Here is a 25,739-nt window from a genome sequence, read left to right on the forward strand (position 1 = left end):
TTACCTTGAAGGATGTTGCAAAAAAAGAACTGGATCTTGTCAATCCAGTTCTTTTACTATGGCTTGGGCAGTTTCCAGATTCATGTGCTCAGCTTGCAATAGCTGATCAACAACTTGAGTAACCTGTTTGTCTGTCGCTCCTGCCTGCAGGGCCAAGGATTTTGCCTGAAGCTTCATGTGTCCCGCTTGAATACCGGTGCTGACAAGAGCCTTAAGCGCTGCGAAGTTTTGCGCCAGCCCGAGTGAGACGATCAAGCCTGCCAAGGTTTTAGCATCAGGATTTCCCAATAAATCAAAAGCGGTCTGAACACTAGGGTTTAGACCGATAGACCCCCCCTTAGTTGCGATTGGCATAGGTAAGGTCATCCGTCCAATAATTTGCTTAGCATCCAGATCAACTGACCATTGAGAGAGACCACGGTAGCTGCCCGAAGCACTAGCATAGGCGTGACAGCCGGCCTCGATGGCTCGCCAGTCATTCCCAGTGGCTAATACTAGGGCATCAATGCCGTTGAAAATTCCCTTATTATGCGTTGCTGCTCGGTAGGAGTCGACTTGGGCTAAGCGAGAAGCCAAGTCTATCTTATATGCGAGTTCTCTGGCCTCTGCTTTTTTGCGGCTGAGGAAGCGCCAATCAAGCCGACACTCAGCTGTGACCAAACTTTCAGTCGCATAGTTGGACAAAATTGCCATTAAACAGCGCCCCTCAGAAAGCTTCTCTAGGGTAGGAGATAGGGCTTCCATCATGGTATTGACGATATTAGCTCCCATTGCTTCTTTGGTGTCGACACTTATATACACAATAAGAAAACTATCCTTGTGCTCTATCCAAAGTTCACGGGCACCGCCGCCGCGCTTAAGAATTGAAGGATGGGCTGTATTGGCCCGAGAAATCAAGGTTTTTGTGTGGGCTAAGATAGTTTGACCGGCGACCTCTTGATCTGGAACATCAGTCAAGGTGATTTGGCCAATCATCCGTCTTTGGTGGACCTTGGTGGTAAAACCTCCCGAGCGCCTAATCAACCTAGCTGCGTAACTGGCTGCAGCAACAACAGAAGGTTCCTCGGTCACCATAGGGAGATGGTAAGTCTTGCCATCAATCAGAAAATCAGGAGCCAAGCTCATAGGCAGCGCTAAACGTCCGATGACATTCTCTGCTATCTGATCGGCTCTAGCTAGTGGCAGTAGCTCTCCCTGAGTCAAGCTATCCAATGCGCAATGAGATAGCAGTTGGCTTTCTTTCAGATATTCCCAACGCTCAGCAGGACTTTTTTTTGAAAAACCTCTCCAAGAAACCATATTATCCCTTTCAAATATTCGTATTTTGCAAGTAGAATTATAGCATAAATGAATATTTTCTGTAACTTCCAAGAGGTTTCTGGTATAATGAGCTGGAATAGATTTCTTATAAATGAGGAGAACAAAATGACAATAAAAATTGGTTTGCTTGGTTTTGGAACGGTTGCCAGCGGGATTCCTTTTTTACTTCAAGAAAATGGCGATAAAATCTCAGCAGCGGCTCGCGCAGAATTTGAAATTGCTAAAGTATTGGTCAAGGATGACGAAGAAAAAAATCGTTTGCTGGCAGCAGGTCACCAGTATAATTTCGTGACGACTATAGATGATATTGTCAACGACTCTGATATTCAGATTGTTGTGGAATTGATGGGACGTATTGAACCTGCCAAGACCTTTATCACCAAGGCCTTAGAATCTGGTAAACATGTCGTTTCAGCTAACAAAGACCTGATTGCAACCCATGGCAAAGACTTGATTGCACTGGCACAAGACAAGGGTCTAGCTTTCTACTACGAAGCAGCAGTAGCGGGCGGTATTCCAATCTTACGTACTCTGGCCAATTCTTTGACCTCTGATAAGGTGACGCGCATTCTTGGAGTACTTAATGGTACGTCCAACTTCATGATGACTAAAATGGTCGATGAAGGCTGGACCTATGAGCAGGCTCTCAAGACAGCCCAAGAACTGGGCTATGCCGAAAGTGACCCTACCAACGATGTTGAAGGGATTGATGCAGCCTATAAAGCGGTTATTCTCAGTCAATTTGGATTTGGGATGACGATTGATTTTGATCAGGTTAGCCACCAAGGAATTTCCACCATTACACCTGACGATGTTGCAGTCGCGCAAGAGCTGGGTTATGTTATTAAGTTGGTCGGTGACGTTCGCGAGACGTCATCAGGGATTTCAGCGGAAGTATCTCCAACCTTCTTGCCCAAGGAACATCCGCTGGCCAGTGTCAATGGTGTCATGAACGCCGTCTTTGTTGAATCGATCGGTATTGGCGAGTCCATGTACTACGGACCAGGCGCAGGACAAAAGCCTACAGCAACTTCAGTTGTTGCTGATATCATCCGTATCGGCCGCCGTGTAACGGATGGCAATGTCGGGAAATCCTTTAATGAATTCAAACATCCGACTCAGCTGGCTCATTCTGATGATGTCAAGAGTGGTTATTATTTCTCGTTGACTGTTCCGGATAAAAAGGGACAGATTCTGCGTCTGGCGCAAATCTTTAACGGCGAAGATATTTCCTTCTCTCAAGTCTTACAGCAACGAGGGGATGGTGAGAGGGCTCATATCGTGATTATCACCCACGCTCTTAGCCTAACCCAGTTAGAAAATGTTAAGGCTAAACTGCAGGCTGAGAATGATTTTACCTTGGTTAATAGCTTCAAGGTACTAGGAGACTAAACGGATATGAAAATTACGGTTCCAGCTACATCAGCTAATATCGGCCCAGGTTTTGATTCGGTCGGCGTTGCCCTCTCGAAGTATCTGACGATTGAAGTCCTAGGAGCAGCGAAACGTTGGGAAATCAGCCATGATTTAGGCGATAATGTTCCAACGGATGAAGAGAACCTGCTGGTAAAAACAGCCCTGAAAGTTGAGCCAAGCCTTGCGCCTCAGCGCATCAGGATGGTTTCTGATATTCCTTTAGCACGCGGCTTGGGGTCATCAAGTTCTGTTATTGTGGCGGGTATTGAGTTGGCAAATCAAATAGCTGATTTACAACTTTCCGCTCAGGACAAACTTAAGATAGCCGTGGAGATTGAGGGCCACCCTGACAATGTAGCCCCTGCTATCTTCGGTAATTTAGTTGTCGCTAGCTATGTTGACGGGCGTACGGATCATATCGTGGCTGATTTTCCTGATTGTGATTTTATTACCTTTATTCCCAACTATGAATTAAAAACGAGCGACAGTCGGGATGTTTTGCCAGAAACTCTCGCTTATAAGGAAGCTGTTGCGGCTTCATCAATTGCTAACATAGCTGTTGCGGCCTTGCTGAAGGGGCAGTTAGATACAGCTGGACATGCCATACAAAGCGATAAATTCCATGAACGCTACCGCCAACAATTGGTCAAGGAATTTTCTCCTATCAAGGCTGTTTCCCAAGAAAACGGAGCTTATGCCACCTATCTATCCGGTGCCGGTCCAACCATTATGACCATCGCTCCTAAAGAGAGCAGTCAAGCAATTGTTCAGCAAATTACTGCACTTGACCTAGATGGAGAGCTAGCTGTTTTGAGTGTGGATCAAAGAGGGGTTCATCTCAGCTAAAATTCAAAAAGGATTGCTGCTTAGGTGTCTCTCCTATCTCCTACAGACTTTCTTTGCTATCTGATGGAATTTTTGCTCAGGTGTGAATTCGTGTATAACACCTTTTGTATTGGACTGTAGTGGACATTCCAGACGGTCATTATCATCTTTGTAGATGGTCAGATATTGCTCTCTAGGAATCAAAACCTTGAGTGAACAGCTCTTGGTTTTTTCGTAATAAGGTAATTTCTGAGCTAATAGGATTAATAAAAAATAAGAGGAACTTATGAATTACCAAGAAGCCCTAGATTGGATTCATGATAGATTAAAATTTGGGATTAAGCCTGGCCTGAAACGCATGGCTTGGATGCTCAATGAATTAGATAATCCGCAAAAGAAGCTGCGTGCTATTCATGTGGTTGGTACCAACGGCAAGGGCTCTGTTGTCAATTATCTCCAGCATATCTTTTCCGAAGCAGGCTATAAAGTGGGGAGCTTTACCTCACCATATATTATGGATTTTCGCGAACGTATTTCACTCAATGGTCAGATGATGTCCCAAGAAGATCTCATTAGCTGTGTCGATGTCGTCAAACCTGTTGTTGAGCGACTGGATTTGGAAACAGAACTCGACTCAGCTACTGAGTTTGAAGTTATTACCCTAATAATGTTCACCTATCTTGGTCGCTTGCACCCTGTTGATATCGCTGTGATAGAGGCTGGTATGGGAGGGCGTGACGACTCAACCAATCTCTTTAAGGCTCTGGCTGTTGTATGCCCATCTATTGGCCTTGATCATCAGGCTGTCTTGGGGCAGACTCATGCGGAAATCGCAGCCAATAAGGCTGCAGTACTAAAGGGTGGGGAGCCGCTTATTATAGCTTTAACTCAACAAGAAGCTCGACAAGCTTTCTTAAAACGTGCTAAAACAGTCAGTTCGCCAGTCTTTGAATTCGGTAAGGATTTTACCCTTGAAAGAGCGGAGGATGGTCTAACCTTTCGAGCAGCAGGGGAGACATTAACTGCCCTGACCCTTGCTATGCCGGGGCAGCATCAATTGATAAATGCTGCCTTGGCCGTTCAGACAGCCCTGCAAGTCAAGTCTAGCTATCCTAGGATTAATGAACGAGCTATTCGACAGGGACTGGCTAACGCTAAATGGCTGGGGCGAACGGAGCTTATGGCTGATAATCTTATGATTGATGGTGCTCACAATAGTGAAAGCATAGCAGCTCTGGTAGAGTTGCTGCAAAGCGACTACGCCGATAGAAAATTGCACTTCCTGTTTGCCGCTATTGATAGTAAACCAATTGCTGCTATGCTAAAGCAATTGGCAGATATCGGTCAGGTAACTGTCACAACCTTTCCTTATCCTAACAGCCTTCCTTTGAGTAAATATCCTAAACAGTACCCCCAGATTAAGGATTTTTCTGCATGGTTTCATACGATCTACCAAAGGGAATCAGGGGACTTCTATGTGGTTACAGGCTCTCTTTACTTTATTGCACAGGTACGCCAGTGGCTTTTGAAAAGTCAGTTTAATTAGGGTATAATAAAAGGCATATTAATGATTAGTAAGAGGAAATTATGATAGATCATAAAAAAGCAGAAGAGGCCATCTACCAACTGCTGGAAGCCTTGGGAGAGAACCCTGAGCGCGAAGGATTGCTAGAAACTCCTAAGCGTGTTGCAAAAATGTACGCTGAAATGTTTTCAGACTTGCATCAAGATCCCAAGGAACAATTTACCGCTGTCTTTTCCGAAGAGCATGACGAGGTTGTCTTAGTCAAGGATATTCCTTTTTATTCCATGTGCGAGCACCACTTGGTACCTTTTTATGGTGTTGCTCATGTCGCTTATCTTCCAAGTCAAGGAAAGGTCACCGGTCTTAGCAAGTTAGCTCGAGCTGTGGAGGTAGCCAGTAAGCGTCCTCAGCTGCAAGAGCGGCTGACTGAGCAAGTAGCGACCGCCTTGGAGGAGGCCCTCTCCCCTCGTGGCGTCTTTGTCATGGTAGAAGCAGAGCATATGTGCATGACCATGCGAGGAATCAAAAAACCGGGTAGTAAAACTGTTACGACTGTTGCTCGCGGCTTATTTAAAGATGATTTTAATGAGCGGCAAGAAATTCTTAACTTAATCAGAGGATGATAAGATGAAAATTGGACAGTTTGATATAGCAGGAAAGGCCTGTATCATGGGAGTGCTCAATGTCACCCCCGATTCTTTTTCTGACGGTGGCTCTTACCTGACAGTTGACGCAGCCCTTAAGCAGGTTGAAGAAATGATTGCAGCAGGTGTGGCCATTATTGATGTAGGGGGAGAATCGACACGGCCCGGTGCTAATTTTGTAAGCCAAGAGGAAGAAATCGCTCGCATTGTTCCTATTATTAAGGCTATTAAGGCTAACTATGATATTCTTGTTAGCGTTGATACTTATAAAACAGGGACAGCTAAGGCAGCTCTAATAGCTGGTGCCGATATTTTAAACGATGTCTGGGCTGGTTTGTACGATGGGGAAATGCTTGCACTGGCAGCCTCAAATCAGGTTCCCATCATTCTCATGCATAATCAAAAAGATGAAATTTATAAGGATATTACACAGGACGTAGCTGATTTTCTGACCCAACGTGCTCAAGCTGCCCTCGAAGCCGGAGTGCCCAAGGAAAATATCTGGATTGATCCAGGCTTTGGATTCGCTAAAAATGCCCAGCAGAATTTAGACCTGCTCAAGGGACTAGATCGTATCGCTGGGTTGGACTATCCCGTTCTCTTTGGGATTTCCCGCAAGCGCGTGGTCGATTATTTACTTGGAGGTAATACCCAAGCGGTAGAACGCGACATGGGGACCGCCGCCCTATCAGCCTATGCCATTGAGAAGGGCTGCCAAATTGTACGCGTCCACAATGTCGGGGCTAATCGCGATATTGTTAAGGTCATCAGTCAGCTAGTGTGAGGTAGCAATGGATAAAATAATTCTAGAGGGGTGTCGCTTTTATGCTTATCATGGAGCTATGCCTGAAGAGAACGCCCTCGGTCAAGTTTTTATTGTTGACGTTGAATTAGGTCTTGACCTAGGTTCAGCTTCCCAGACAGATGAGCTAGCCGATACTGTTCACTATGGACTGATTTTTGAAACCATCAGACATGAGGTTGAAAACCAGACTTATCAACTGTTGGAAGGCCTAGCAGGGGCTATCTGCCAAGATATTTTTGAACAGTTTTTGCCCATTCAGACAATAAAAATTAAAATTACTAAGGAGAATCCACCCATTAAGGGACACTATAATCGGGTGGGTATCGAATTGGAGCGCTGCCGATGACCGAGGTCTATCTCAGTTTAGGTTCCAATATGGGAGATCGCCAGACTTATTTGAAACAGGCGTTAGCACGCTTATCGGCCTTGCCTCAAACGCAATTGAAAAGTCTATCGTCTATTTACGAAAGTCAGGCTTGGGGGGTGACAAATCAAGCTGATTTTCTCAATCTTGCTTGCAAACTGGAGACCCAGCTACCTCCTTTAGCCTTGCTCCATTTCTGTCAGAGCATTGAGAGAGATTTGGGGCGTGTACGCCACCAGCATTGGGGGCCGCGGACACTGGACATCGACATCCTGCTCTACGGTCAAGTAACTATGGACAATCTTGAGCTCCAGCTACCTCATCCCTATATGACCCAGCGAGCCTTTGTGCTAGTGCCGCTTTTAGAAATCGAAGCAGAGCTGACTGAACCTTCGACTGGCCTTTCCTACGCCAGTTACCTGACAGAGTTAGATTGTTCTGGTATCAGATTAAACTCTTGAAGCCTATCGCAAAAATCTTTAGTTTTTGGTATAATATTATCGGCCTTGTGCCGATTTTTTGTACTCATTGAAAATCAAAACGATATCTTGTTTTGCAGATAATAGAAAGCAATGGGCTGTTTATCTCACCCTCACTTCAGAATGTCTGCATTCACAAGGGAACAAGTGGCTCCAACTTTCTTTGTCGCTTTTCGTCTGCGTTTAATCGGCCGGGAGCTGTCGCTTTCAGAGTGATTTTGTTTGAGTAATAGTACAGGATTTAGGACTCATAATGTTAGAAAAAATGAAAACAGCGCTCGAAGGAATTGATATCCGTACCAATGAACCTTTGAGACATTACACCTATACCAAAGTCGGCGGACCAGCAGACTATTTGGCTTTCCCCCGCAATCGGTATGAATTAGCTCATATCGTAAAATTTGCTAATGGAAATGGCATTCCTTGGATGGTTTTGGGAAATGCTAGCAATCTCATTGTCCGCGAAGGTGGTATTCGTGGATTTGTTATCATGTTTGATAAACTTAGCACTGTAACTGTCAATGGATATACTATCGAAGCCGAAGCAGGGGCTAACTTGATTGAAACAACGAAAGTGGCTCAGTTTCATAGTCTGACTGGATTTGAATTTGCAGCTGGTATTCCGGGCAGCATTGGTGGGGCAGTCTTCATGAATGCTGGTGCTTATGGCGGAGAAATCTCGCATATTTTGGTTTCAGTCCAGGTTTTAACCAAGACCGGTGAGGTCCGAGTGATTGAAGCACGAGATATGGCTTTTGGTTATCGTCGCTCAGCCATTCAAGAAACTGGTGAAGTCGTTATTTCTGCTAAATTCGCCCTCAAGCCGGGTGATTACAATCAGATAAAAAATGAAATGCAGCGGCTCAATCATCTGCGTCAACTCAAGCAACCTTTAGAATACCCATCCTGCGGATCTGTTTTCAAGCGTCCTGTTGATCATTTTGCTGGCCAGCTGATTATGGAAGCTGGCCTAATGGGACATCGAATTGGCGGAGTTGAGGTTAGTAAGAAGCATGCTGGTTTCATGGTCAATGTCAATCAGGGGACAGCAGAGGATTACGAAAATCTGATTGCTGATGTTATCAATAAAGTAGAGCAGCACTCAGGTATCCGCTTAGAGCCTGAAGTTCGTATTATTGGAGATTATAGGTCTTAATGCTCAAAGAAAACTCATCAGACTGGATAAGGACTTAAGAAAATCCACTAATGCTGGATTTTTTATGCCAAGTCCTAAGTCAGCGGCGTAGCATGAGATTTTCCAAGAGTGCAAAGATGATTAGGAGGATAGATGCCTTTTGACCAATCCGATTATTGCCTTTAACAATGTGACAAAAACGTTTGAGGACAGTGGAGCACAAGTCCTTAAAAATATTAACTTCGAATTAGAAGAAGGAAAATTTTATACTCTCCTTGGAGCCTCTGGTTCTGGAAAATCTACCATTCTTAACATTATCGCCGGTCTGTTGGATGCTAGCACAGGCGATGTTTATCTGGATGGTAAGCGTATTAATGACGTTCCGATAAACAAACGGGATGTTCATACAGTTTTTCAGAACTATGCTCTTTTTCCGCACATGTCCGTATTTGAAAATGTGGCCTTTCCGCTAAAGCTTAAAAAAACTGATAAGAAAGAAGTGGAGAAGCGGGTCAGAGAAACTTTGAGATTGGTGCGATTAGAGGAATATGAAAAGCGCTCCATCCAAAAGCTTTCAGGTGGCCAGCGCCAACGCGTTGCTATTGCACGTGCTATCATCAATCAACCCAAAGTTGTCCTCCTAGATGAACCTTTATCAGCTCTAGACTTGAAACTGCGCACTGAAATGCAGTATGAGCTGCGCGAGCTCCAGCAGCGCTTAGGAATTACCTTCGTCTTTGTCACTCATGACCAGGAGGAAGCCTTGGCCATGTCTGATTGGATCTTTGTTATGAACAACGGGGAAATTGTTCAGTCTGGCAGCCCAGTTGATATTTATGATGAACCGATCAATCACTTTGTTGCGACCTTTATTGGGGAATCAAATATCCTCAACGGTACAATGATCGAGGATTACTTAGTTGAGTTCAACGGCAAGCGTTTTGAGGCTGTTGATGGTGGGATGCGGCCTAATGAGCCCGTTGAAGTAGTAATCCGACCGGAAGACTTACAGCTCACCCTGCCGGAAGAGGGCAAGCTGCGAGTCACGGTAGATACCCAGCTTTTCCGCGGAGTTCACTACGAAATCATTGCACACGATGACTTAGGAAACGAGTGGCTGATTCATTCCACCCGTAAAGCCATTGAAGGAGAAGTGATTGGCTTAAACTTCACTCCCGAAGATATTCATATCATGCGTCTTAATGAAACTGAGGCAGAGTTTGACGCACGAATTGAGGAATATGTGGAAATTGAGGAACACGAGGAAGGCTTGCTAAATGCTATTGAGGAGGGGCGACATGAAGACGAACGCTAATCTCTTTGCCCTTCCCTATCTGCTCTGGCTTTTGCTTTTTGTTTTAATGCCTGTGACCTTAATTGTTTATCAGTCCTTTTTTAACTCCCAGGGGCAGCTTACCTTGGGTAATTATCAGACCTTTTTTAGTTCTTGGACTTATCTACAAATGGGTTTTAATTCGGTCTTTTATGCTGGTTTGATTACACTAGTAACTTTGCTGCTCAGTTATCCAACGGCTCTTTTTCTAACTCAGCTTAAACGCAAACAGCTCTGGCTAATGCTGGTGATCCTGCCAACTTGGATTAATCTTTTACTCAAGGCTTACGCCTTCATGGGAATTTTTGGACACGAAGGTGGTCTCAATACCTTTTTAGCCTTTTTTGGTATTGGGCCAAAACAGTGGCTCTTTACTGATTTTTCCTTTATTTTTGTGGCTTCTTATATCGAACTGCCCTTTATGATTCTTCCTATTTTCAACGCCTTGGATGATATTGATCGCAATCTTATTTATGCTAGTAAGGATTTGGGTGCTAACGATTGGCAGACCTTTGCTCAAATAACCCTGCCGTTATCACTCAACGGTGTTAGAGCTGGTGTACAGTCGGTCTTTATCCCCAGTCTCAGCCTTTTTATGCTAACGAGATTGATCGGAGGCAATCGTGTCATTACACTGGGAACAGCGATTGAAGAGCATTTTCTTATCACCCAGAATTGGGGCATGGGAGCTACCATCGGCGTCATCTTAATTTTAACCATGTTGGTGATTATGAAGTTGACCAAAGAAAGGAGGCAGGAATGAGGAAACTGTCAGTACTCTATTTAGGGATCATTTTTATCCTGCTCTACCTGCCAATTTTTTATTTGATTGTGTATTCTTTTAATCGTGGCGGAGACATGAACCATTTTACAGCTTTCACTTGGGAACATTACAGGCAAGTTTTTTCTGACAGTCGTTTGATGCTGATTCTTACTCAGACTTTTTTTCTGGCCTTTCTCAGTGCACTCTTAGCTACGGTTATTGGTACATTTGGGGCGATTTTTATCCATCAATCTAAGCAGAGGAGTCAAAATACCATTCTTGCCCTCAACAATGTTCTCATGGTGTCACCTGATGTTATGACAGGAGCAAGTTTTTTGATTCTATTTACGCTTATTGGGTTTCACCTAGGAATGTGGTCGGTTCTGCTTAGTCATATTGCCTTCTCTATTCCCATTGTCGTGCTGATGGTCCTGCCCAGACTCAAGGCGATGAATCAGGATATGATTAATGCTGCTTATGATTTAGGAGCCAACCGACTCCAGATGTTAAAAGAAGTTATGTTGCCTTATCTGACCCCCAGTATTATCGCGGGTTATTTTATGGCATTCACTTATTCCTTGGATGACTTTGCTGTTACATTTTTCGTCACAGGTAATGGCTTTTCGACTCTAGCTGTTGAGATATACTCACGCGCCCGCCGCGGAATTTCCTTAGAAATCAATGCTCTGTCTACTATCATATTTCTCTTTAGTATCCTTTTAGTTATCGGTTACTATTTTATCAGCAAAGAAGAAGGGGGACAGGATGCGTAGGTTGTATTCATTTTTTGGCGGTCTGGTGATAATAGTATTGTTGTTATCCCTAGCTATGGCAGTAGCAGAAAAGCAGAATTCCTCTACTTCTAAAGCTGATAGCCTCGTTGTTTATAACTGGGGTGACTATATTGACCCTGAGCTTCTTAGTCGATTTGAAAAAGAGACAGGTATCGATATTCAGTACGAAACCTTTGATTCCAATGAAGCTATGTATACCAAAATAGAGCAGGGGGGAACCCGTTATGACATTGCTATCCCTAGCGATTATATGATTGACAAAATGAAACAAGAAGAATTGCTCGTTAAGCTGGATAAATCTAGAATCAAGGGGTTCGACCACATCGGCAGAGAATTTTTGGGAAAGAGTTTTGATCCGCATAATGACTACTCTGTTCCTTATTTTTGGGGAACCGTTGGTATTGTCTATAATGATACTATGGTGGCCACCCCACCTCAGCACTGGTCAGATTTATGGCGGACAGATTATCACGATAGTATCATGCTTGTCGACGGTGCCCGTGAAGTCATGGGATTAGGCCTCAATGCGCTGGGGTACAGCCTGAACAGTAAAGATAGACAGCATCTTCAGCAGGCAGCAGATAAGCTCAACGGTCTTACTCCCAATATTAAAGCCATTGTTGGGGATGAAATGAAGGGATACCTGAAAAATGGAGATGCTGCCATCGGCGTCACTTTTTCTGGTGAAGCCCGCGAAATGACTGACAGCAATCCCCACCTCCACTATGTCTTACCTAGTGAAGGTTCCAACTTATGGTTTGATAATATTGTCATTCCTAAAACGGTTCAAAATAAAAAAGCGGCCTATCGTTTTATCAATTTCATGCTTGAACCACAAAACGCTGCCCAGAATGCGGAGTATATTGGTTACGCAACACCTAATGAAAAAGCAGAAGCGCTTCTGCCAAAGGAGCTTACAGCCGATAAAGCTTTTTATCCTTCAGATAAAGTTATCAGCCGACTGGAAGTCTACGACAATCTCGGTCAAAAATGGTTAGGGATCTACAATGATCTTTATCTTCAATTTAAAATGTACCGTCATTAAGTAAAAGGATGAGGAAAAATAGCTTTTCCCTCATCCTTTTATACGTAATCTTTGGGATTACGATTTTAAGGAGACAAAGCTGCAATAATGGGGGTTCCATTATTTTTACAAGTGAAGATCCCTAAAAATACTTATTATTCCTCTGTTATTCCAAATTTAGGCTGTATTCAATTAAGGTACTAATTTTAAACTTTTTTTGTTAAAATAAAGTAGAAAGGCAGAAAAAAGAGAGTAGTATGAAAATAGAGCGCGTCTATAATAATAATGTTGTTCAGGTCAATGAAAATGGACAGGAAGCTATTTTGATGGGCAAAGGACTGGGCTTCCAGAAAAAATCGGGCGACAGCATTGATCCAGAAAAAATTGAAAAACGGTTTGTCCTGCAGCAGAGTGATGATGTCCCAGCCTCTGATATGATGAGTGAGCTGGCCCGTGTATATCTGGACTTAAGTAGCGAGGAACTTCAGCTTGTCCTCTCCATTATCGAGTATGGACAAGAAAGCCTGAAGCAGATTTTTGAAATCTCCCTCTATATCGCTTTGGCAGACCACCTCCAGTATGCTATACAGCGGACCAAAGAGGGAATCAGCCTGCAAAATCCTTTGGCCTGGGAAATTCGAAAATTTTATCCCAATGAGTATAAAATCGGTCAAAAAGCACTGGAGCTGATTGATGAGAGGATTCACCTCCGTATGGAAGAGAGTGAAGCAGCTTCTATCGCTCTGCATTTTATTAATGCCCAAAAAGATGGCAGCTTAGTCGAAACCAATCATCAGATCACACAAATTGTTGTCAATTGTTTAGAGATTGTTCGCTTGCATTTTGGACGGCTGGCAGCAGAAGATTCTGTTAGCTACAATCGTTTTGTGACCCATTTACAATATTTTGCGCAAAGGGTTGTCAGTGGAACCGTGCAGGGAAATAATGACGACTTCCTTTTTGAGCAAGTCCAAATTAACTATAAAGAAGCCTTTGCTTGCACCCAAAAGATTAAGGATTACATCCAGAGCCATTACCAGTTTGAGATGAGTAAAGATGAGCAAGTGTACTTAACCATTCATATCCAACGTCAAAATGAGAACTAGTTCGCCTGAACCCTGAAAAGCCTGGGTAAATATTTTAAATTTTTTTATGAAAACCCTTGCAATTATAAGAAAAATTTGCTAATATAATAATTATTGAAGAGGATTGTTACTGGTAGGCAGGCAAAACCTAAATAAATGCGAAATAGTTTGCACTGGAAGTGCAGATAGCTGTTTAGTATTTGTTTAGGTTTTTTGTTTGCCAAACTAGCGACACTTCTGAAAATATATGCTAGCTGGCTGGGGTGGTTTAGATAAACGAGTCATTCACGGCTTAGCATCTTATTTTAATTGAGCACGCCTATGACTCTTTGGAAAAAGATAACCACACCACTTCCTAGGTGCAAGCATCTGCGTTGTGGTTCCTATTTTCCTGTGTTGTCATTCACGGCTTAGCATCTTATGAAAGGAGCCAAAGTATGGCTAAAGATTATACTGAATTAGCTCAGGATATTGTGGACCACGTCGGTGGTAAAGACAATATTGTGAAGCTTGTCCACTGTGTTACGCGTCTGCGTTTTACCCTCAAAGACGAAGGCAAGGCAGATGAGGACTATCTCAAACAGCGTGATGGCGTTGTTACGGTCGTTAAAGCAGGCGGCCAATTCCAAGTTGTTATCGGCAACCACGTACCTGATGTTTATGATGCGGTTCTTAAAGTAGCCGGTATCTCCGGTGACGGCGGCATCGATGTCGACGAGGGCGATGTCCCTAAAGGAAACTTGTTCGATCGCTTTATCGCCTTGGTCTCTGGCTTGTTCCAACCTATGCTTGGTGTACTCTCTGCAGCCGGTATGCTCAAAGGTTTAGTTGCTATCCTAGCAGCAGTAGGGGTTAAGGAAACTGATGGTCTCTATATCATCTTGAATGCAGCAGGTGACGGATTTTTCCAATTCTTGCCCTTGATCTTGGCTCTAACTGCAGCTAAGCGCTTTAAGATGGATCAATTTACAGCTATTGCTCTCGGTTTTTCTTTAGTTTACCCAGATATTGCAGCAAGCTTTGCAAAAGGTGGTGTCACCTTTTTAGGGATTCCTGTCATTTTCCCAACGTCAAGTTATCTGCAAACAGTTTTGCCTATCATCCTAACAGTATGGGTGGGCTCCAAAATTGAACATTTCTTGAAGAAGGTTATTCCAGATGTTGTCAAGGTTTTCCTTGTTCCCTTCTTTGTCCTTTTAATAACAGTACCATTAGCTTACTTGGCAATCGGCCCTGTTATGAATTATGCTAGTGACTTGGTTGGCCTAATCTTTACTAATATCTATAGCATTAGCCCAATTCTCTATGGTCTTATCCTTGGTGCTTTGTGGCAAGTTATGGTTATGTTTGGACTTCACTGGGGGCTTGTTCCTTTGGCTATCCTTGAATTACAGTCTAACCCATCAGGCTTTATCCTCGTAGCAACGACAGCTATCTGCTTCTCACAAGCAGGTTCGCTCATCAACATTATGATACGAACCAAGGAAGAAAAAGTACGTGAATTAGCTGTTCCAGCGATGATCTCAGCCTTCTTTGGAGTTACTGAGCCAGCAATTTACGGTATTACATTGCCTATGCGCACGCCATTTATCATGACTTGTATCGCCGGTGCTATCCAAGGTGCCTTCCTTGGTTTGATGAATGTCAAAATGTTTGTTATGGGTGGTCTTGGACTCTTTACTATTCCATCGTTCATTTCAGGTAAAAGTCCAATGAACTTGACCTACTATCTGATTGCCATTGCAATGAGTTTCATCCTTGGTTTCGTATTGACACAATTCGTTAAAATTCCTTACCTCTACGGTGGACCTTCTGCAGCAGCTGAAACTAAAGCAGAAGCAGAGGTAGAAGCCCAACCACTAAAGGAACTTAAACAAGAAATTGTTGCCTCACCAATGATTGGTAACGTGGTCAAGTTAGAAGATGTTCCTGATCAGGTCTTTGCCTCAGGAGCTATGGGTAAAGGTATCGCAATTGATCCTACTGATGGGACAGTTGTTGCCCCTGCTAATGGTGAAATCACCCTCGTTTTCCCAACGGGTCATGCTATCGGCATGAAGACTGAAAACGGTGCGGAGATTCTCATCCATATTGGTATGGACACCGTTTCTCTAGCTGGTAAAGGATTCAAGAGCCTAGTTGAAGCTGGCCAAAAAGTTGAAGCTGGTCAAAAACTTCTTGAATTCGATTTGGCAGTTGTTCGTGATGCTGGTCTGCCAGTTATTTCACCTGTCATTGTCACAAATTCAGCAGAATTCGACGATGTTTTGCTTACACAGGAAAGCCGCGTCAATGCAGGAGACTACCTCTTGACAGCGGTCAAATAAGTACAGATATGATGTTAGGGAGTTCCTCTAGCATCATATTTTTAAGGAGAAATGTAAGCGCTGACAAGAGCGGACGATCCAAGTTTTAAAAGAAACTAGTTGATAAACTAGCGGAGGAAACGACTATGAAGAAATATTTAAAATATCTTATGATTGGACTTGCTTTAGTGACATTGGCTGCTTGCCAATCGGTCAATAGCAGCAAGAATCATTTTGATAATAAGGTTGAAAAGACTGTTGCTTCTGGAAAATTAAAGGGACATAAAGATGCCAAGAATAAGGCCGTCGAATGGCTGGGGATTCCTTACGCTAAGGCCCCCGTTAAAAAACTTCGGTGGAAGGCGCCACAAAAGGTTGAAGACTGGAAGGGAACCAGAGATGCCACTAAAGCTGGTAAACAAAGTATCCAATTTTCAAATGGTAAAGTTACAGGTTCGGAAGATGCCCTAAATTTGGATGTCGTACGACCAGATAATAATAAAAAGAAGCTTCCAGTCATTGTTTTTATCCACGGCGGAAATAATCAAACTGGCTCTGCTCAAGAAATAAAAGGAAATAGTTTTGTTAAAGATGTTGACGCTGTCTATGTCTCTGTCAATTATCGCCTTGGAACTCTCGGTTTCAATCCCTTGCAGGCTCTGAAAACTGGCACGGCTGAGGAAAATTCCGGTAACTATAGCTTACTTGATATTGCAGCGGCCTTGGATTGGGTCAAGGAAAATGTTGAAACTTTTGGTGGCGATAAAAATAACATCACTCTGGCGGGCTTTTCTGCTGGTGGCCGCGATGTCATGGCGACTCTTATCTCCCCTCTCTTTAAAAATAAGTATGATAAGGCCATTTCCTTTAGTGGCGGTATGACTTTGGCGGATACGGCCCCTAGTCAGGAAACCTTTGCCAAAGTAATTGCACCATTGGTTGTTGAAGATGGAGTAAAGACCAGCGAAGAAGAGGCACAAAGTTGGCTTCAGACTGATAGTCAAGATGTACGCAATTACCTCTACAAAGTTGATGCTAAACGCTTAGCAAAACTGATGGGAAATGCCGGTATTCGGATGTCTGTCTTCCCTCATCTCTATAAGGATGGTACCGTTATTCCTAAGGAAGGATTTGCTACTAAAACTTACAATGATGTGCCTTTGATGTTGGTAACCGGTACAGATGAATTCTCGATGTTTGCAGCCAGTGATCCTTACTTCCAAGAAGACTTTAAGAGTGGCAACCTTTTCAAAGATTCTGAAAAGACAGCCGAATTTACTTATGCTAAAAAGTACGGCGGTCAGCTCTACCGCATGTCTAATACCATTGATAGTACGCGACAAATGGAGGGCAAGTATCAGTCAAATATTTATGTCGGTCAGATCTATTATGGTGATAATGCTGAGGTGACACCAGACTTGACCAAGACACTGGGTTCCTTCCATGGTATCTTTGAGCCCATGCTGCAAAAACCGTCTAATTATCAAGACTATATCGGTGACTATTTCCAAACCCAAGGGGGCAGGGATATGTCTCAAGCTTTCAAGACCTACCTCAAAGCCTTCTTGGCTGATGGAAATCCCAACCAAAAAGGGCTGGTTTCATGGGAACCATGGACTGCGAATGGAGAAGTTCTTACCATTGATGCAACAAAAGATAAGTCCAATATCAAAGCGACAAGAGATACCCAAACTGCCCAAGATGTGCTGAATCAGATGGATGCTGACACTAGCATTTCTCAAGAATCAAAAGATTACCTTAACCACAATGTCCTCAATGGCCGCTGGTTCAGCCAACCGATTGACGAAAGATAGGCGAATAATATCTTGTAAAACAAATAGGCAGTGGCTCAGCGGAGCGGAAAGCCAAGCTCAAATAACTTTAATAAACACTTGCCAATATTAATATATCACTTAGCACACGGGCTTTTAATAAGCCTGACTAAGCTATGGCTATTGTAAAAATAATTCGTATTGTTTTTTTGGGGGTATAAGTATGAAATTTTTAAAATTTACTGCGCTTGGGGTCATTGGTTTAGCCTTAGTCGCTTGTAGTCAATTGAAGAACTCTAACGCTGTGAAAGCCACTAACCCACTTAAGGCTTCCACATACCGAACCGTCATCACAACTGATGGTGAAGTCGACGATATGAACTCAATGATTCGCTATTTATATTATTCAAATGAGTTAGACCTTTCTGGAATTGTTTTAACAAGTTCGACTTACCATTATGCAGGGGACAAAAAAGAAGGAATTGAGGCTTATCGGTGGACAGGTACGGACTGGATTAATGATATGCTGGATGCTTATAATGAGATACAGCCAAATCTTAAAAAACATGCTAAGGGCTATCCAAAAGCGTCTGAATTAAAGAAAATAACTAAGATTGGCAATATTAAAAACAAAGGCGATATGAAAGAGGAGACTGAAGGTTCGCGCTTTCTTGAAAAACTATTCCTAGATAATTCTAAAAAACCGATTTATGTACAAACGTGGGGAGGAACTAACACAACGGCTCGAGCCCTCAAATCCATTGAAGAGACCTATAAGGATTCAAGGGATTGGAAAAATATTCAGCAAAAAGTCTATAACAAATTAGTTTTGTATATCATCCTTGATCAAGATGAGACCTATAAGGAGTATATTGCCAAACATTGGCCGAAATTGATGGTCATAAATGACAGCTCTAATTTTTGGCATTTCGCCTATGCTTGGCAGTCCCATAGTGAAGAATTGAATAAAACTTTGCATGGTGATTGGCAAAAAGAAAATCTCCTTCAAAACCACGGTCCGCTAATGGATTTATATGCTTCGATGGGGGATGGCAAAATGATAGACGGTGAACTGGCTGAAGAACAGCGCGGTTCGAAAGATTACCTCGTGAATAATCCTAATTATAAACCGTATGATTTTATTTCAGAGGGCGACTCACCTTCATACTTCTATTTATTTAATAACGGCTTAGGAGATGTTGCACATCCAGAATACGGGGGATGGGGCGGTAGATTTTCAAAGAAAAATAAGTCGCTTTACCAAAATACAGTTCTTGACTATAATCCCTATTCAAAACAATTTGAAGCTTCCTATACCCTGACTCGCTGGATTGATGATATTGAAAATGATTTTGCTGCCCGTGTCGATTGGGGAACTGCTTCGAATTATTCAGATGCCAACCATGCTCCCAGAATTGCTATCAAGAACTACGATAAAAATGTAAAAGCTGGAGAAAAAGTAACTTTAACTGCAAAAGGTACAGATCCTGATGAGGATAAACTAACTTATAATTGGTGGCGATATTTTGAAGCCGATAGCTATCAAGAATCCAGCGGAAAAAGCAAGGTCAAAAAGGTCGAAGCTGATGGTTTACAATTAGACTTGGTTCGACCTTTAGATGATGGAGACGTTGTTGATCCAGTTGAACTTTCTGGAAGTCATACTAAGACTGTCTCATTTACCATTCCTAAAAATGCTAAATCAGGTGATACCTTTCATATCATCGCTGAGGTACAGGATGATGGGGAGCATAATCTGAAGGCCTACAAGAGGATTATTCTTACCGTAGACTGAGGTTAAAAATAGTGAAATAGCAAAATGTAGTAGCTGTATAATCATGCTAAAAAGCTTGAGTTCTTATTAACATCTAGAACTCAAGCTTTTTTTATCTATTATTTTGTACTAGTTAGAGAAATCAGAAAGAGAGGGGCAGGCTAACGATTGCACAGCAATTATCTAAGTTGATCTCATTCTCACATCCTAAGTACCAACAATTTGCCATGAGATTTTCAAAGAGGCTAGCTATTTTTTGCAGGATTGACCATGGCCGCTCCACTTTGTTGGTGCTTTTGCTGCTTGCGGTATTGACTGGGAGTTAGCTGATAATAACGTTTGAACTGGCGGTTAAAGTTGGAAAGGTTGTTAAAACCGACCTTGGTTGCAATTTCAAGAACAGATTGGCTGGAATTGATCAGCTCGTAGCAAGCCTTGCTGAGGCGAACCTGAATGATAAATTCGGTGCAGGATGTCCCAGTGTGCTTCTTGAAAACGGCCATGAAGTGGGTCTTGCTGTAGCCGATCATATCCGCTAAAAATTCGATAGACATGGGCTGTTCATAGTGCTGATTGATATAATCAACGAGCTCATGAATTTTTTCATTCTTGCGATAGGCATCATCAGTAACTTTACGAATGACGTAGCGATAATGAAAGAGCAGATAGAGAAATTCATTGATTTTAGCTTTGAGCAAAAGTTCAAAGTGGCGGTGCTCTTCTTTGACAAGTTTAAAGATGGAAAAGAGACAGCTCTGCAGTTCTTCGTAACCCGCCATGTTCGGCTTGATAATGGGGATAAACTTGTAATCACTATTTTGCAAGGGCTGCAGATAGTGCAGGCTGACTTGGTCAACGATGGAGTATCCGACTATATCCAGATGGCACTGAAAGGTATCGCTGACTTGGCGCTCATTGCCAATAGGATGAATGGAGTGCATGCCATTAGGCCGGATAAGAACGATGTCACCAGGCTGAGTATCAAAATAATCGTAGTCGATATGGTATTGGGCGTGTCCCTCATAGATATAGCTAAGCTCCATTTCAGGATGCCAATGAAAGAGAGTATCCGGTCGGCCGTTCTCGATGATAGTATGATAGTAGTTGTAGGGGAGGAGATGATGGTTGAATTGGATCTCTTCTTTGAGATCCTTTAGTGCTGTTTGTTTCATGGATTTACTCCCGTAAATTCTTTCTTCTAGTTTAGCATATTTTCAGAGGATAGTATCATTTTTACCAAGGATAATGTCGGAAAAACCGTGCAATTAATTCTATACTATTATTTGTAAATTAATAGAAGAGTAGTAAGGAGTAATATTATGACAAAATCAGTATTTCCAGAAGGATTCCTTTGGGGTGGTGCCACAGCGGCTAACCAGTTTGAAGGGGCCTATGATGTTGATGGCAAGGGTTTGTCTGTCCAAGATGTGACCCCTCAAGGTGGGATTCCTGCTAAAGAAGGTGACCTTAATCCTTTGATCACTGATCAGCCAACCGAGAACAACCTTAAACTAGAAGGCATCGACTTTTACCATCGTTACAAAGAAGATATCGCTCTCTTCGCAGAGATGGGTTTCAAAACCTTTCGTTTATCTATCGCTTGGTCACGGATTTTCCCAAATGGCGATGAGACTGAGCCAAATGAAGCTGGACTGCAGTTTTACGACGATGTTTTTGATGAGTTGGCCAAGTACGGTATTGAGCCCTTGGTAACCCTCTCTCACTATGAAACGCCTTTGCACTTAGCACGTCAGTACAATGGCTGGGCTAACCGTGATTTGATCGGTTTCTATGAGCGCTACGTCCGCACGGTCTTCACTCGTTACAAAGATAAGGTCAAGTACTGGTTGACTTTCAATGAAGTCAATTCAGTCCTTCACGCGCCGTTTATGTCAGGCGGCATTGCCACACCAGTCGAAGAGCTCAGTAAACAGGACCTCTATCAAGCTGTCCACCATGAATTAGTAGCGTCAGCTTTAGCTACCAAGGTTGGCCATGAAATCAATCCAGACTTCAAGATTGGCTGTATGGTACTGGCTATGCCGGCCTATCCTATGACGTCAAATCCTTTGGATCAGTTGGCTGTTCGTGATTTTGAAAATCAAAATTATCTCTTCTCAGATATTCATGCACGTGGAAAATATCCAAATTATATTAAGCGCTTCTTTGAAGAAAATGATATTGAGATCCAGTTTGCACCAGGTGATGAAGATATCCTTAAGAACACTGTGGACTTTATTTCCTTCTCTTATTACATGAGTGTGGCTCAAGCACACGACCCTGAAAACTACAACTCAGGCCGCGGCAATATTATGGGTGGCATCACTAACCCTTACTTGGAAGCTTCCGAATGGGGCTGGCAGATCGACCCGGTTGGTTTACGCCTAGTTCTCAATCATTTCTACGACCGCTATCAGTTGCCGCTCTTCATCGTTGAAAACGGTCTGGGGGCTAAGGATGTCTTAGTGGATGGCCCTAACGGACCAACTGTCGAGGATGACTACCGCATTGATTATTTGCAAAAGCATTTAGTTCAAGTTGGCGAAGCCATCAAGGACGGTGTCGAACTTCTTGGCTACACGACTTGGGGACCAATCGATTTGGTTTCAGCATCGACAGCCCAGCTCAGCAAGCGTTATGGCTTTATCTATGTGGACCGCAACGACGATGGCAGCGGTAGTTTAGCACGTTACAAGAAGAAATCATTTGACTGGTATAAAGAAGTTATCGCCAGCAATGGAGAGGTGCTCTTTAATTAAAGTAAGGAAAAGCAGTATGGCAGGATAAGGCCTGCTGCTTTTTTTGGAAAGGAAAATATTATGAGTATTCGATTAATTGCGGCAGATATGGATGGAACTTTTCTGGATTCCAAAGGCTCTTATGATAAGGAGAGGTTCATCAAGATTTTGGATGCTCTTGAAACCAGAGGAATTCAGTTTGTTGTTGCGACAGGAAATAGTATGAAACGCTTAGAGATGCTATTTGACGAGCTGACTGACCGAATGGATTTTGTAGCGGAGAATGGCGCTCATATCATGATCGAGGGACAGACCTTATCTAAGACCACGATTGCAGAAGGCTTGGTAGAGGAGGCTCTGCAGTTTTTTGCAGGTAAGGAGAGAGACTACAGTTTGAGCTTGACGAGCGATGTCTGTACTTACATGCTTAGAGGTAGCTCAATTCCTGATTTTGATGGGATTGAGCCTGAGCAGTTGGAAGCTATGCGTAGTCATGTCCATCATTTAAGTTCGTGGAGAGAAATAGCAGGCCCTATTTTCAAGATGAATCTGGCCACTAATGAAGCAGAGGCTTATTCTGTTGTAACTGATTTCAATCGGATTTTTAAGGGGCGCCTCAAGGCTGTCACCAGTGGCTACGGAGGTGTTGATATCGTGGTTGACGGCTGCAATAAAGCTACTGGTTTAGAGCGTGTACTTGAGCACTTTAAACTAACCCCTGAGCAGGTCATGAGTTTTGGTGATAGTGATAACGATTTGGAAATGCTGGCCATTAGTGGTGAAAGCTATGCCATGCTCAACGCCCCTGCCAATGTTAAAGCAGTAGCTAAGCATGAAGCCCCTCACCATGATGATAATGGCGTTTTTCAAGTTATTGAAGCTTTTTTGAAGGGCTAATAATTATGCCTACTGATTTTTATAATTTTAGGAAATCCTGTAGAATTTTGATCTAGATTGGATTGGTCAGCGAGAGAGTTTTGCGATCAAGTGAGGACATATCGCTCTTTATGATAGAGATTTAGAAAGAGCAAGAAAATTTTTAAAACTTACTTACCGCCAAGGGGTATGAGTACCGATACTGGAACAGACTTTTCATCCTATTTTTAACCTTGCAAGGAGAAAAATATAGGAATTATAAACTGCAGGGAAATTATCTAGTTGACTGATGTTATAAGAAGAATTGAGGTCTCATAGCAGGGGATTTCAGTTCTTTTTAGTTAGTCTGGCTTTCTTGTTGTTTGGATAGTTGAGTCCGTGCGCCATTCCATTAATCATTATCTTATTCGTTGGGGAAAATAACCAGACACTAATCTTAAAATGACCTATTTAGATGATTGATTACTTTTAAAATTTGTCAAGTTTATAAATTTTGGTATAATAGTTCAATATTTAGGAGGATTAAAAGTTATTATGAACAAAAATTATTTATTTAACCGCCAAGCTTTTGCAAAAGCCAAGGGACATGACAGCAAACGCAAATCGTCCAAAGGCCTAGTGGCAGGAATTGTCTTAGCAGGAGCTCTCCTTGTTTTAGGAGCTGGTCAAACAGCTTCAGCCGACCAAGTTTCTGCGGCTGAAGACAAAGCTGCAGCGACAGCCAATCTTGATACAGACCAAAGCACAGGCACAGAAGAACAGCAGACTGCGTCTGAGGTGAATGTGGATAATGAGACTGACCAAATTGACGAGGCTGCTCAAGCTAATGAGCAACCTGCAGATGTTGTAGAACAAGAGGTCCCGTCTGAATCCATTCAAACAGCTTCTTACGATGAAGAAGACGATGATGAGGATGAGGACGAAGAGGAAGATGAAGAGGACGAAGATGCGGAAATCGAATCATCTGAAAATATCGCCGATAACCAAGAATCTGAGGAAAACGAGGACGAAGAAGATGAGGATGATGAGAAAAAGTCGATTATCACCTTTAGCGATGCTGGTGCGACCTCGTCATCATCACGTGTCACTATTGATGGTCAAAATGTCACTATTTCTGCAGCTGGTACATACACCTTGACGGGTTCTGCCAATGGCTACCATATTGCAGTCGCTGACGGTACAAGGGGCAAGGTCAAACTAAAACTCAACGCTGTCAATTTGACGGAATCGACTATTTCTTCTGCAGGAGATTTGGCCATCAAGGTTTCAGCGGATAGCTCTCTGTCATCATCTGAAGCAACGATTGAAGCGGGTGGAGCACTCTTCATTACTGGTAAGAAAAAAAGTACTCTGACATTGACCAGTACCGAGTCACATGCTATTAAAGCGAAAGGACTCGAGGCTAAGGAAGTTAATCTAAATCTCAATTCAGCTGCTAAAGATGGTATTAATGCCCAAACAGAGGTGAGTATCAAAGAGTCCAATATCACTATCACAGCTGGTGACGATGGTATTCAGGTCGGCGATGATACTGATGTTAATGCTGGTGATCTCAAAATCAAAGATTCAACCGTGAACATCACAGCCGCAAGTAAAGGCATCACAGCTAATGACGAAGTAACGGTTAAAGGCTCTACGACCATGACCATTAAGTCTGATTCCGAAGGAATTGAGGGCCGTCATATTGAGCTGAAAAAAGGAAATATCACCATTGATTCTGGCGATGATGTGATTAATGCTACTGAGTGGACTGCCAAGGACGATGCAGATCTTTCCCAGCTGACTAACAGTCCATCTGATATAAAAAATGAGGTTGCTATCATCCTCTCTGGTGCCAATATAGAAGGAATTGGCTATGATGATGGTGTTGATTCTAACGGCAATCTGACTGTTACTGGCGGCAATATCAAAATTCAGTCTAAAACTGACTACAGCTCAGCCTTAGATTATGATGGTATCGGCCTGGCTTCGGGTGGAACCATCTGGGGCATCGGCCATATGGGCTTTGCTCAAGGCTTTTCAACAGGAACCAAGCAAGCCTATATTATCGGTATCGTCTCAGGCTTAGCTGGTGACACTATTACTATTACAGATGAGAAGGGACGTGTGGTGGCCGAAACCAAGGCTGGTGTTGATTTTGATAATGTTGTTTACTCGAGCAAAGATCTCAAGGAAGGAAAAACTTACACCATTACAACAGCTGATGGTCATCCGGCAAAGGTAAGGGCAACCAAAGAAACAACCCCTCATCCAGAAACCCGTCGTCATATTCCTAAAGATACTGTTCCGCTTTTACCAAATGGCCATCATCCGGCCTTCCCTGGAAACGGAACACCTCCAGAAAATAATCAGTAATGTTTTTGGAACAATTATAGATAGGGGAATCAAAAAGTAGCGGTATTTTACAATATCAGTCAGCTAAGGTGCTAAAGTAAAAGAAACTATTCCAAAGTGTTGATTTTTCGACATAAATTGGAATAGTTTTTTAGTTTAGGTTATTTTTGAGCGCACTAAAGAAAGGTTTTTATCCTTCAATTATGGTACCCTATAAGTAAAACTAACCGCTGTTTGGGCCTTTTATTTTTCTCGAAAATGTTCGAGAAAATCCGACTAAAAGATAAATGCTTGACAGTGAATGTTTTCAGCTGCAGGGCAGGTAAAGCAGAGCTTAACAGAAGATGCTGTGAGTAAAAGATTGTAAAAGTTCGTGTGAGAGCGCTACAGAGTTGGTATAACAGAAACAAACAAATTTGAATTTGTG

The 25,739-nt window shown here is 42.8% G+C and carries 21 protein-coding genes; 19 read left to right on the forward strand and 2 right to left on the reverse strand.

Translation table 11 applies throughout. The annotated features are described in order from the left end of the window. Positions 1-39: 39 nt before the first annotated feature. Positions 40-1,299 carry a hydroxymethylglutaryl-CoA reductase, degradative gene (locus AC4HAO_RS02700; RefSeq protein ID WP_491134487.1) on the reverse strand — a complete coding sequence of 420 codons (1,260 nt, stop codon included), beginning with the start codon at positions 1,297-1,299 and terminating at the stop codon, positions 40-42. Positions 1,300-1,425: 126 nt separating this feature from the next. Between AC4HAO_RS02700 and AC4HAO_RS02705 the strand changes: the two genes are divergently transcribed. The 16 genes from AC4HAO_RS02705 (at position 1,426) to AC4HAO_RS02780 (ending at position 19,385) form a co-directional block, all read left to right on the forward strand. After that, positions 1,426-2,712: a homoserine dehydrogenase gene (locus AC4HAO_RS02705; RefSeq protein WP_491134488.1), complete on the forward strand. Its 1,287-nt coding sequence runs from the start codon at positions 1,426-1,428 to the stop codon at positions 2,710-2,712. A gap of 6 nt (positions 2,713-2,718) precedes the next feature. After that, on the forward strand, positions 2,719-3,582 hold the full coding sequence (gene thrB / locus AC4HAO_RS02710; RefSeq protein WP_491134489.1) for a homoserine kinase: 864 nt from the start codon (positions 2,719-2,721) through the stop codon (positions 3,580-3,582). A 265-nt stretch (positions 3,583-3,847) separates the two neighbouring features. Then, a complete protein-coding gene (locus tag AC4HAO_RS02715) occupies positions 3,848-5,107 on the forward strand; it encodes a bifunctional folylpolyglutamate synthase/dihydrofolate synthase (protein ID WP_491134490.1) in 1,260 nt (419 codons plus the stop codon). 41 nt (positions 5,108-5,148) lie between these two features. Next, positions 5,149-5,709, forward strand: a complete 561-nt coding sequence (gene folE / locus AC4HAO_RS02720) for a GTP cyclohydrolase I FolE (RefSeq protein WP_491093284.1) — start codon at positions 5,149-5,151, stop codon at positions 5,707-5,709. Between the two features lie 4 nt (positions 5,710-5,713). Then, the gene (folP, locus tag AC4HAO_RS02725; protein ID WP_491134491.1) at positions 5,714-6,514 is read left to right on the forward strand and encodes a dihydropteroate synthase; all 801 of its coding nucleotides are present in this window, start codon (positions 5,714-5,716) and stop codon (positions 6,512-6,514) included. Positions 6,515-6,521: 7 nt separating this feature from the next. Continuing rightward, positions 6,522-6,881, forward strand: a complete 360-nt coding sequence (folB, locus tag AC4HAO_RS02730; RefSeq protein ID WP_491093286.1) for a dihydroneopterin aldolase — start codon at positions 6,522-6,524, stop codon at positions 6,879-6,881. Then, entirely contained in the window at positions 6,878-7,360 is a 483-nt protein-coding gene (gene folK / locus AC4HAO_RS02735; RefSeq protein WP_491134492.1) for a 2-amino-4-hydroxy-6-hydroxymethyldihydropteridine diphosphokinase, read from the forward strand. The genes folB and folK overlap by 4 nt, the downstream gene beginning before the upstream one ends. Before the next feature lie 271 nt (positions 7,361-7,631). Then, complete coding sequence (gene murB, locus AC4HAO_RS02740; protein ID WP_491093288.1) at positions 7,632-8,534, forward strand: UDP-N-acetylmuramate dehydrogenase; 903 nt, start codon at positions 7,632-7,634, stop codon at positions 8,532-8,534. A gap of 139 nt (positions 8,535-8,673) precedes the next feature. Next, complete coding sequence (locus AC4HAO_RS02745; RefSeq protein ID WP_491093289.1) at positions 8,674-9,828, forward strand: ABC transporter ATP-binding protein; 1,155 nt, start codon at positions 8,674-8,676, stop codon at positions 9,826-9,828. Further along, positions 9,812-10,609, forward strand: a complete 798-nt coding sequence (locus AC4HAO_RS02750; protein WP_491093290.1) for an ABC transporter permease — start codon at positions 9,812-9,814, stop codon at positions 10,607-10,609. The genes AC4HAO_RS02745 and AC4HAO_RS02750 overlap by 17 nt, the downstream gene beginning before the upstream one ends. Further along, on the forward strand, positions 10,606-11,382 hold the full coding sequence (locus tag AC4HAO_RS02755; protein WP_491093291.1) for an ABC transporter permease: 777 nt from the start codon (positions 10,606-10,608) through the stop codon (positions 11,380-11,382). The genes AC4HAO_RS02750 and AC4HAO_RS02755 overlap by 4 nt, the downstream gene beginning before the upstream one ends. Beyond that, positions 11,375-12,448, forward strand: coding sequence for an ABC transporter substrate-binding protein (locus AC4HAO_RS02760; protein ID WP_491134493.1), 1,074 nt, complete (start codon positions 11,375-11,377; stop codon positions 12,446-12,448). The genes AC4HAO_RS02755 and AC4HAO_RS02760 overlap by 8 nt, the downstream gene beginning before the upstream one ends. Positions 12,449-12,684: 236 nt before the next feature. After that, positions 12,685-13,533, forward strand: coding sequence for a BglG family transcription antiterminator LicT (licT, locus tag AC4HAO_RS02765; RefSeq protein WP_491093293.1), 849 nt, complete (start codon positions 12,685-12,687; stop codon positions 13,531-13,533). 416 nt (positions 13,534-13,949) lie between these two features. After that, on the forward strand, positions 13,950-15,839 hold the full coding sequence (locus AC4HAO_RS02770; protein ID WP_491134494.1) for a beta-glucoside-specific PTS transporter subunit IIABC: 1,890 nt from the start codon (positions 13,950-13,952) through the stop codon (positions 15,837-15,839). Between the two features lie 125 nt (positions 15,840-15,964). Further along, positions 15,965-17,632, forward strand: coding sequence for a carboxylesterase family protein (locus tag AC4HAO_RS02775; protein ID WP_491134495.1), 1,668 nt, complete (start codon positions 15,965-15,967; stop codon positions 17,630-17,632). A 181-nt stretch (positions 17,633-17,813) separates the two neighbouring features. After that, the gene (locus AC4HAO_RS02780) at positions 17,814-19,385 is read left to right on the forward strand and encodes a DUF1593 domain-containing protein (RefSeq protein ID WP_491134496.1); all 1,572 of its coding nucleotides are present in this window, start codon (positions 17,814-17,816) and stop codon (positions 19,383-19,385) included. 224 nt (positions 19,386-19,609) lie between these two features. Here AC4HAO_RS02780 and AC4HAO_RS02785 read toward each other — a convergent pair whose 3' ends face one another. Beyond that, positions 19,610-20,536: a helix-turn-helix domain-containing protein gene (locus AC4HAO_RS02785; protein ID WP_491134497.1), complete on the reverse strand. Its 927-nt coding sequence runs from the start codon at positions 20,534-20,536 to the stop codon at positions 19,610-19,612. 147 nt (positions 20,537-20,683) lie between these two features. Here AC4HAO_RS02785 and AC4HAO_RS02790 point away from each other — a divergent pair, with 147 nt between their 5' ends. From AC4HAO_RS02790 to AC4HAO_RS02800, 3 genes are all read left to right on the forward strand, one after another. After that, positions 20,684-22,123, forward strand: a complete 1,440-nt coding sequence (locus AC4HAO_RS02790) for a glycoside hydrolase family 1 protein (protein WP_491093299.1) — start codon at positions 20,684-20,686, stop codon at positions 22,121-22,123. 60 nt (positions 22,124-22,183) lie between these two features. Further along, the gene (locus AC4HAO_RS02795; protein ID WP_491134498.1) at positions 22,184-22,999 is read left to right on the forward strand and encodes a Cof-type HAD-IIB family hydrolase; all 816 of its coding nucleotides are present in this window, start codon (positions 22,184-22,186) and stop codon (positions 22,997-22,999) included. Between the two features lie 513 nt (positions 23,000-23,512). After that, positions 23,513-25,333: a carbohydrate-binding domain-containing protein gene (locus AC4HAO_RS02800; protein WP_491134499.1), complete on the forward strand. Its 1,821-nt coding sequence runs from the start codon at positions 23,513-23,515 to the stop codon at positions 25,331-25,333. Positions 25,334-25,739 lie beyond the last annotated feature (406 nt).

The sequence above is a fragment of the Streptococcus sp. ELY_137 genome, assembly GCF_058314515.1.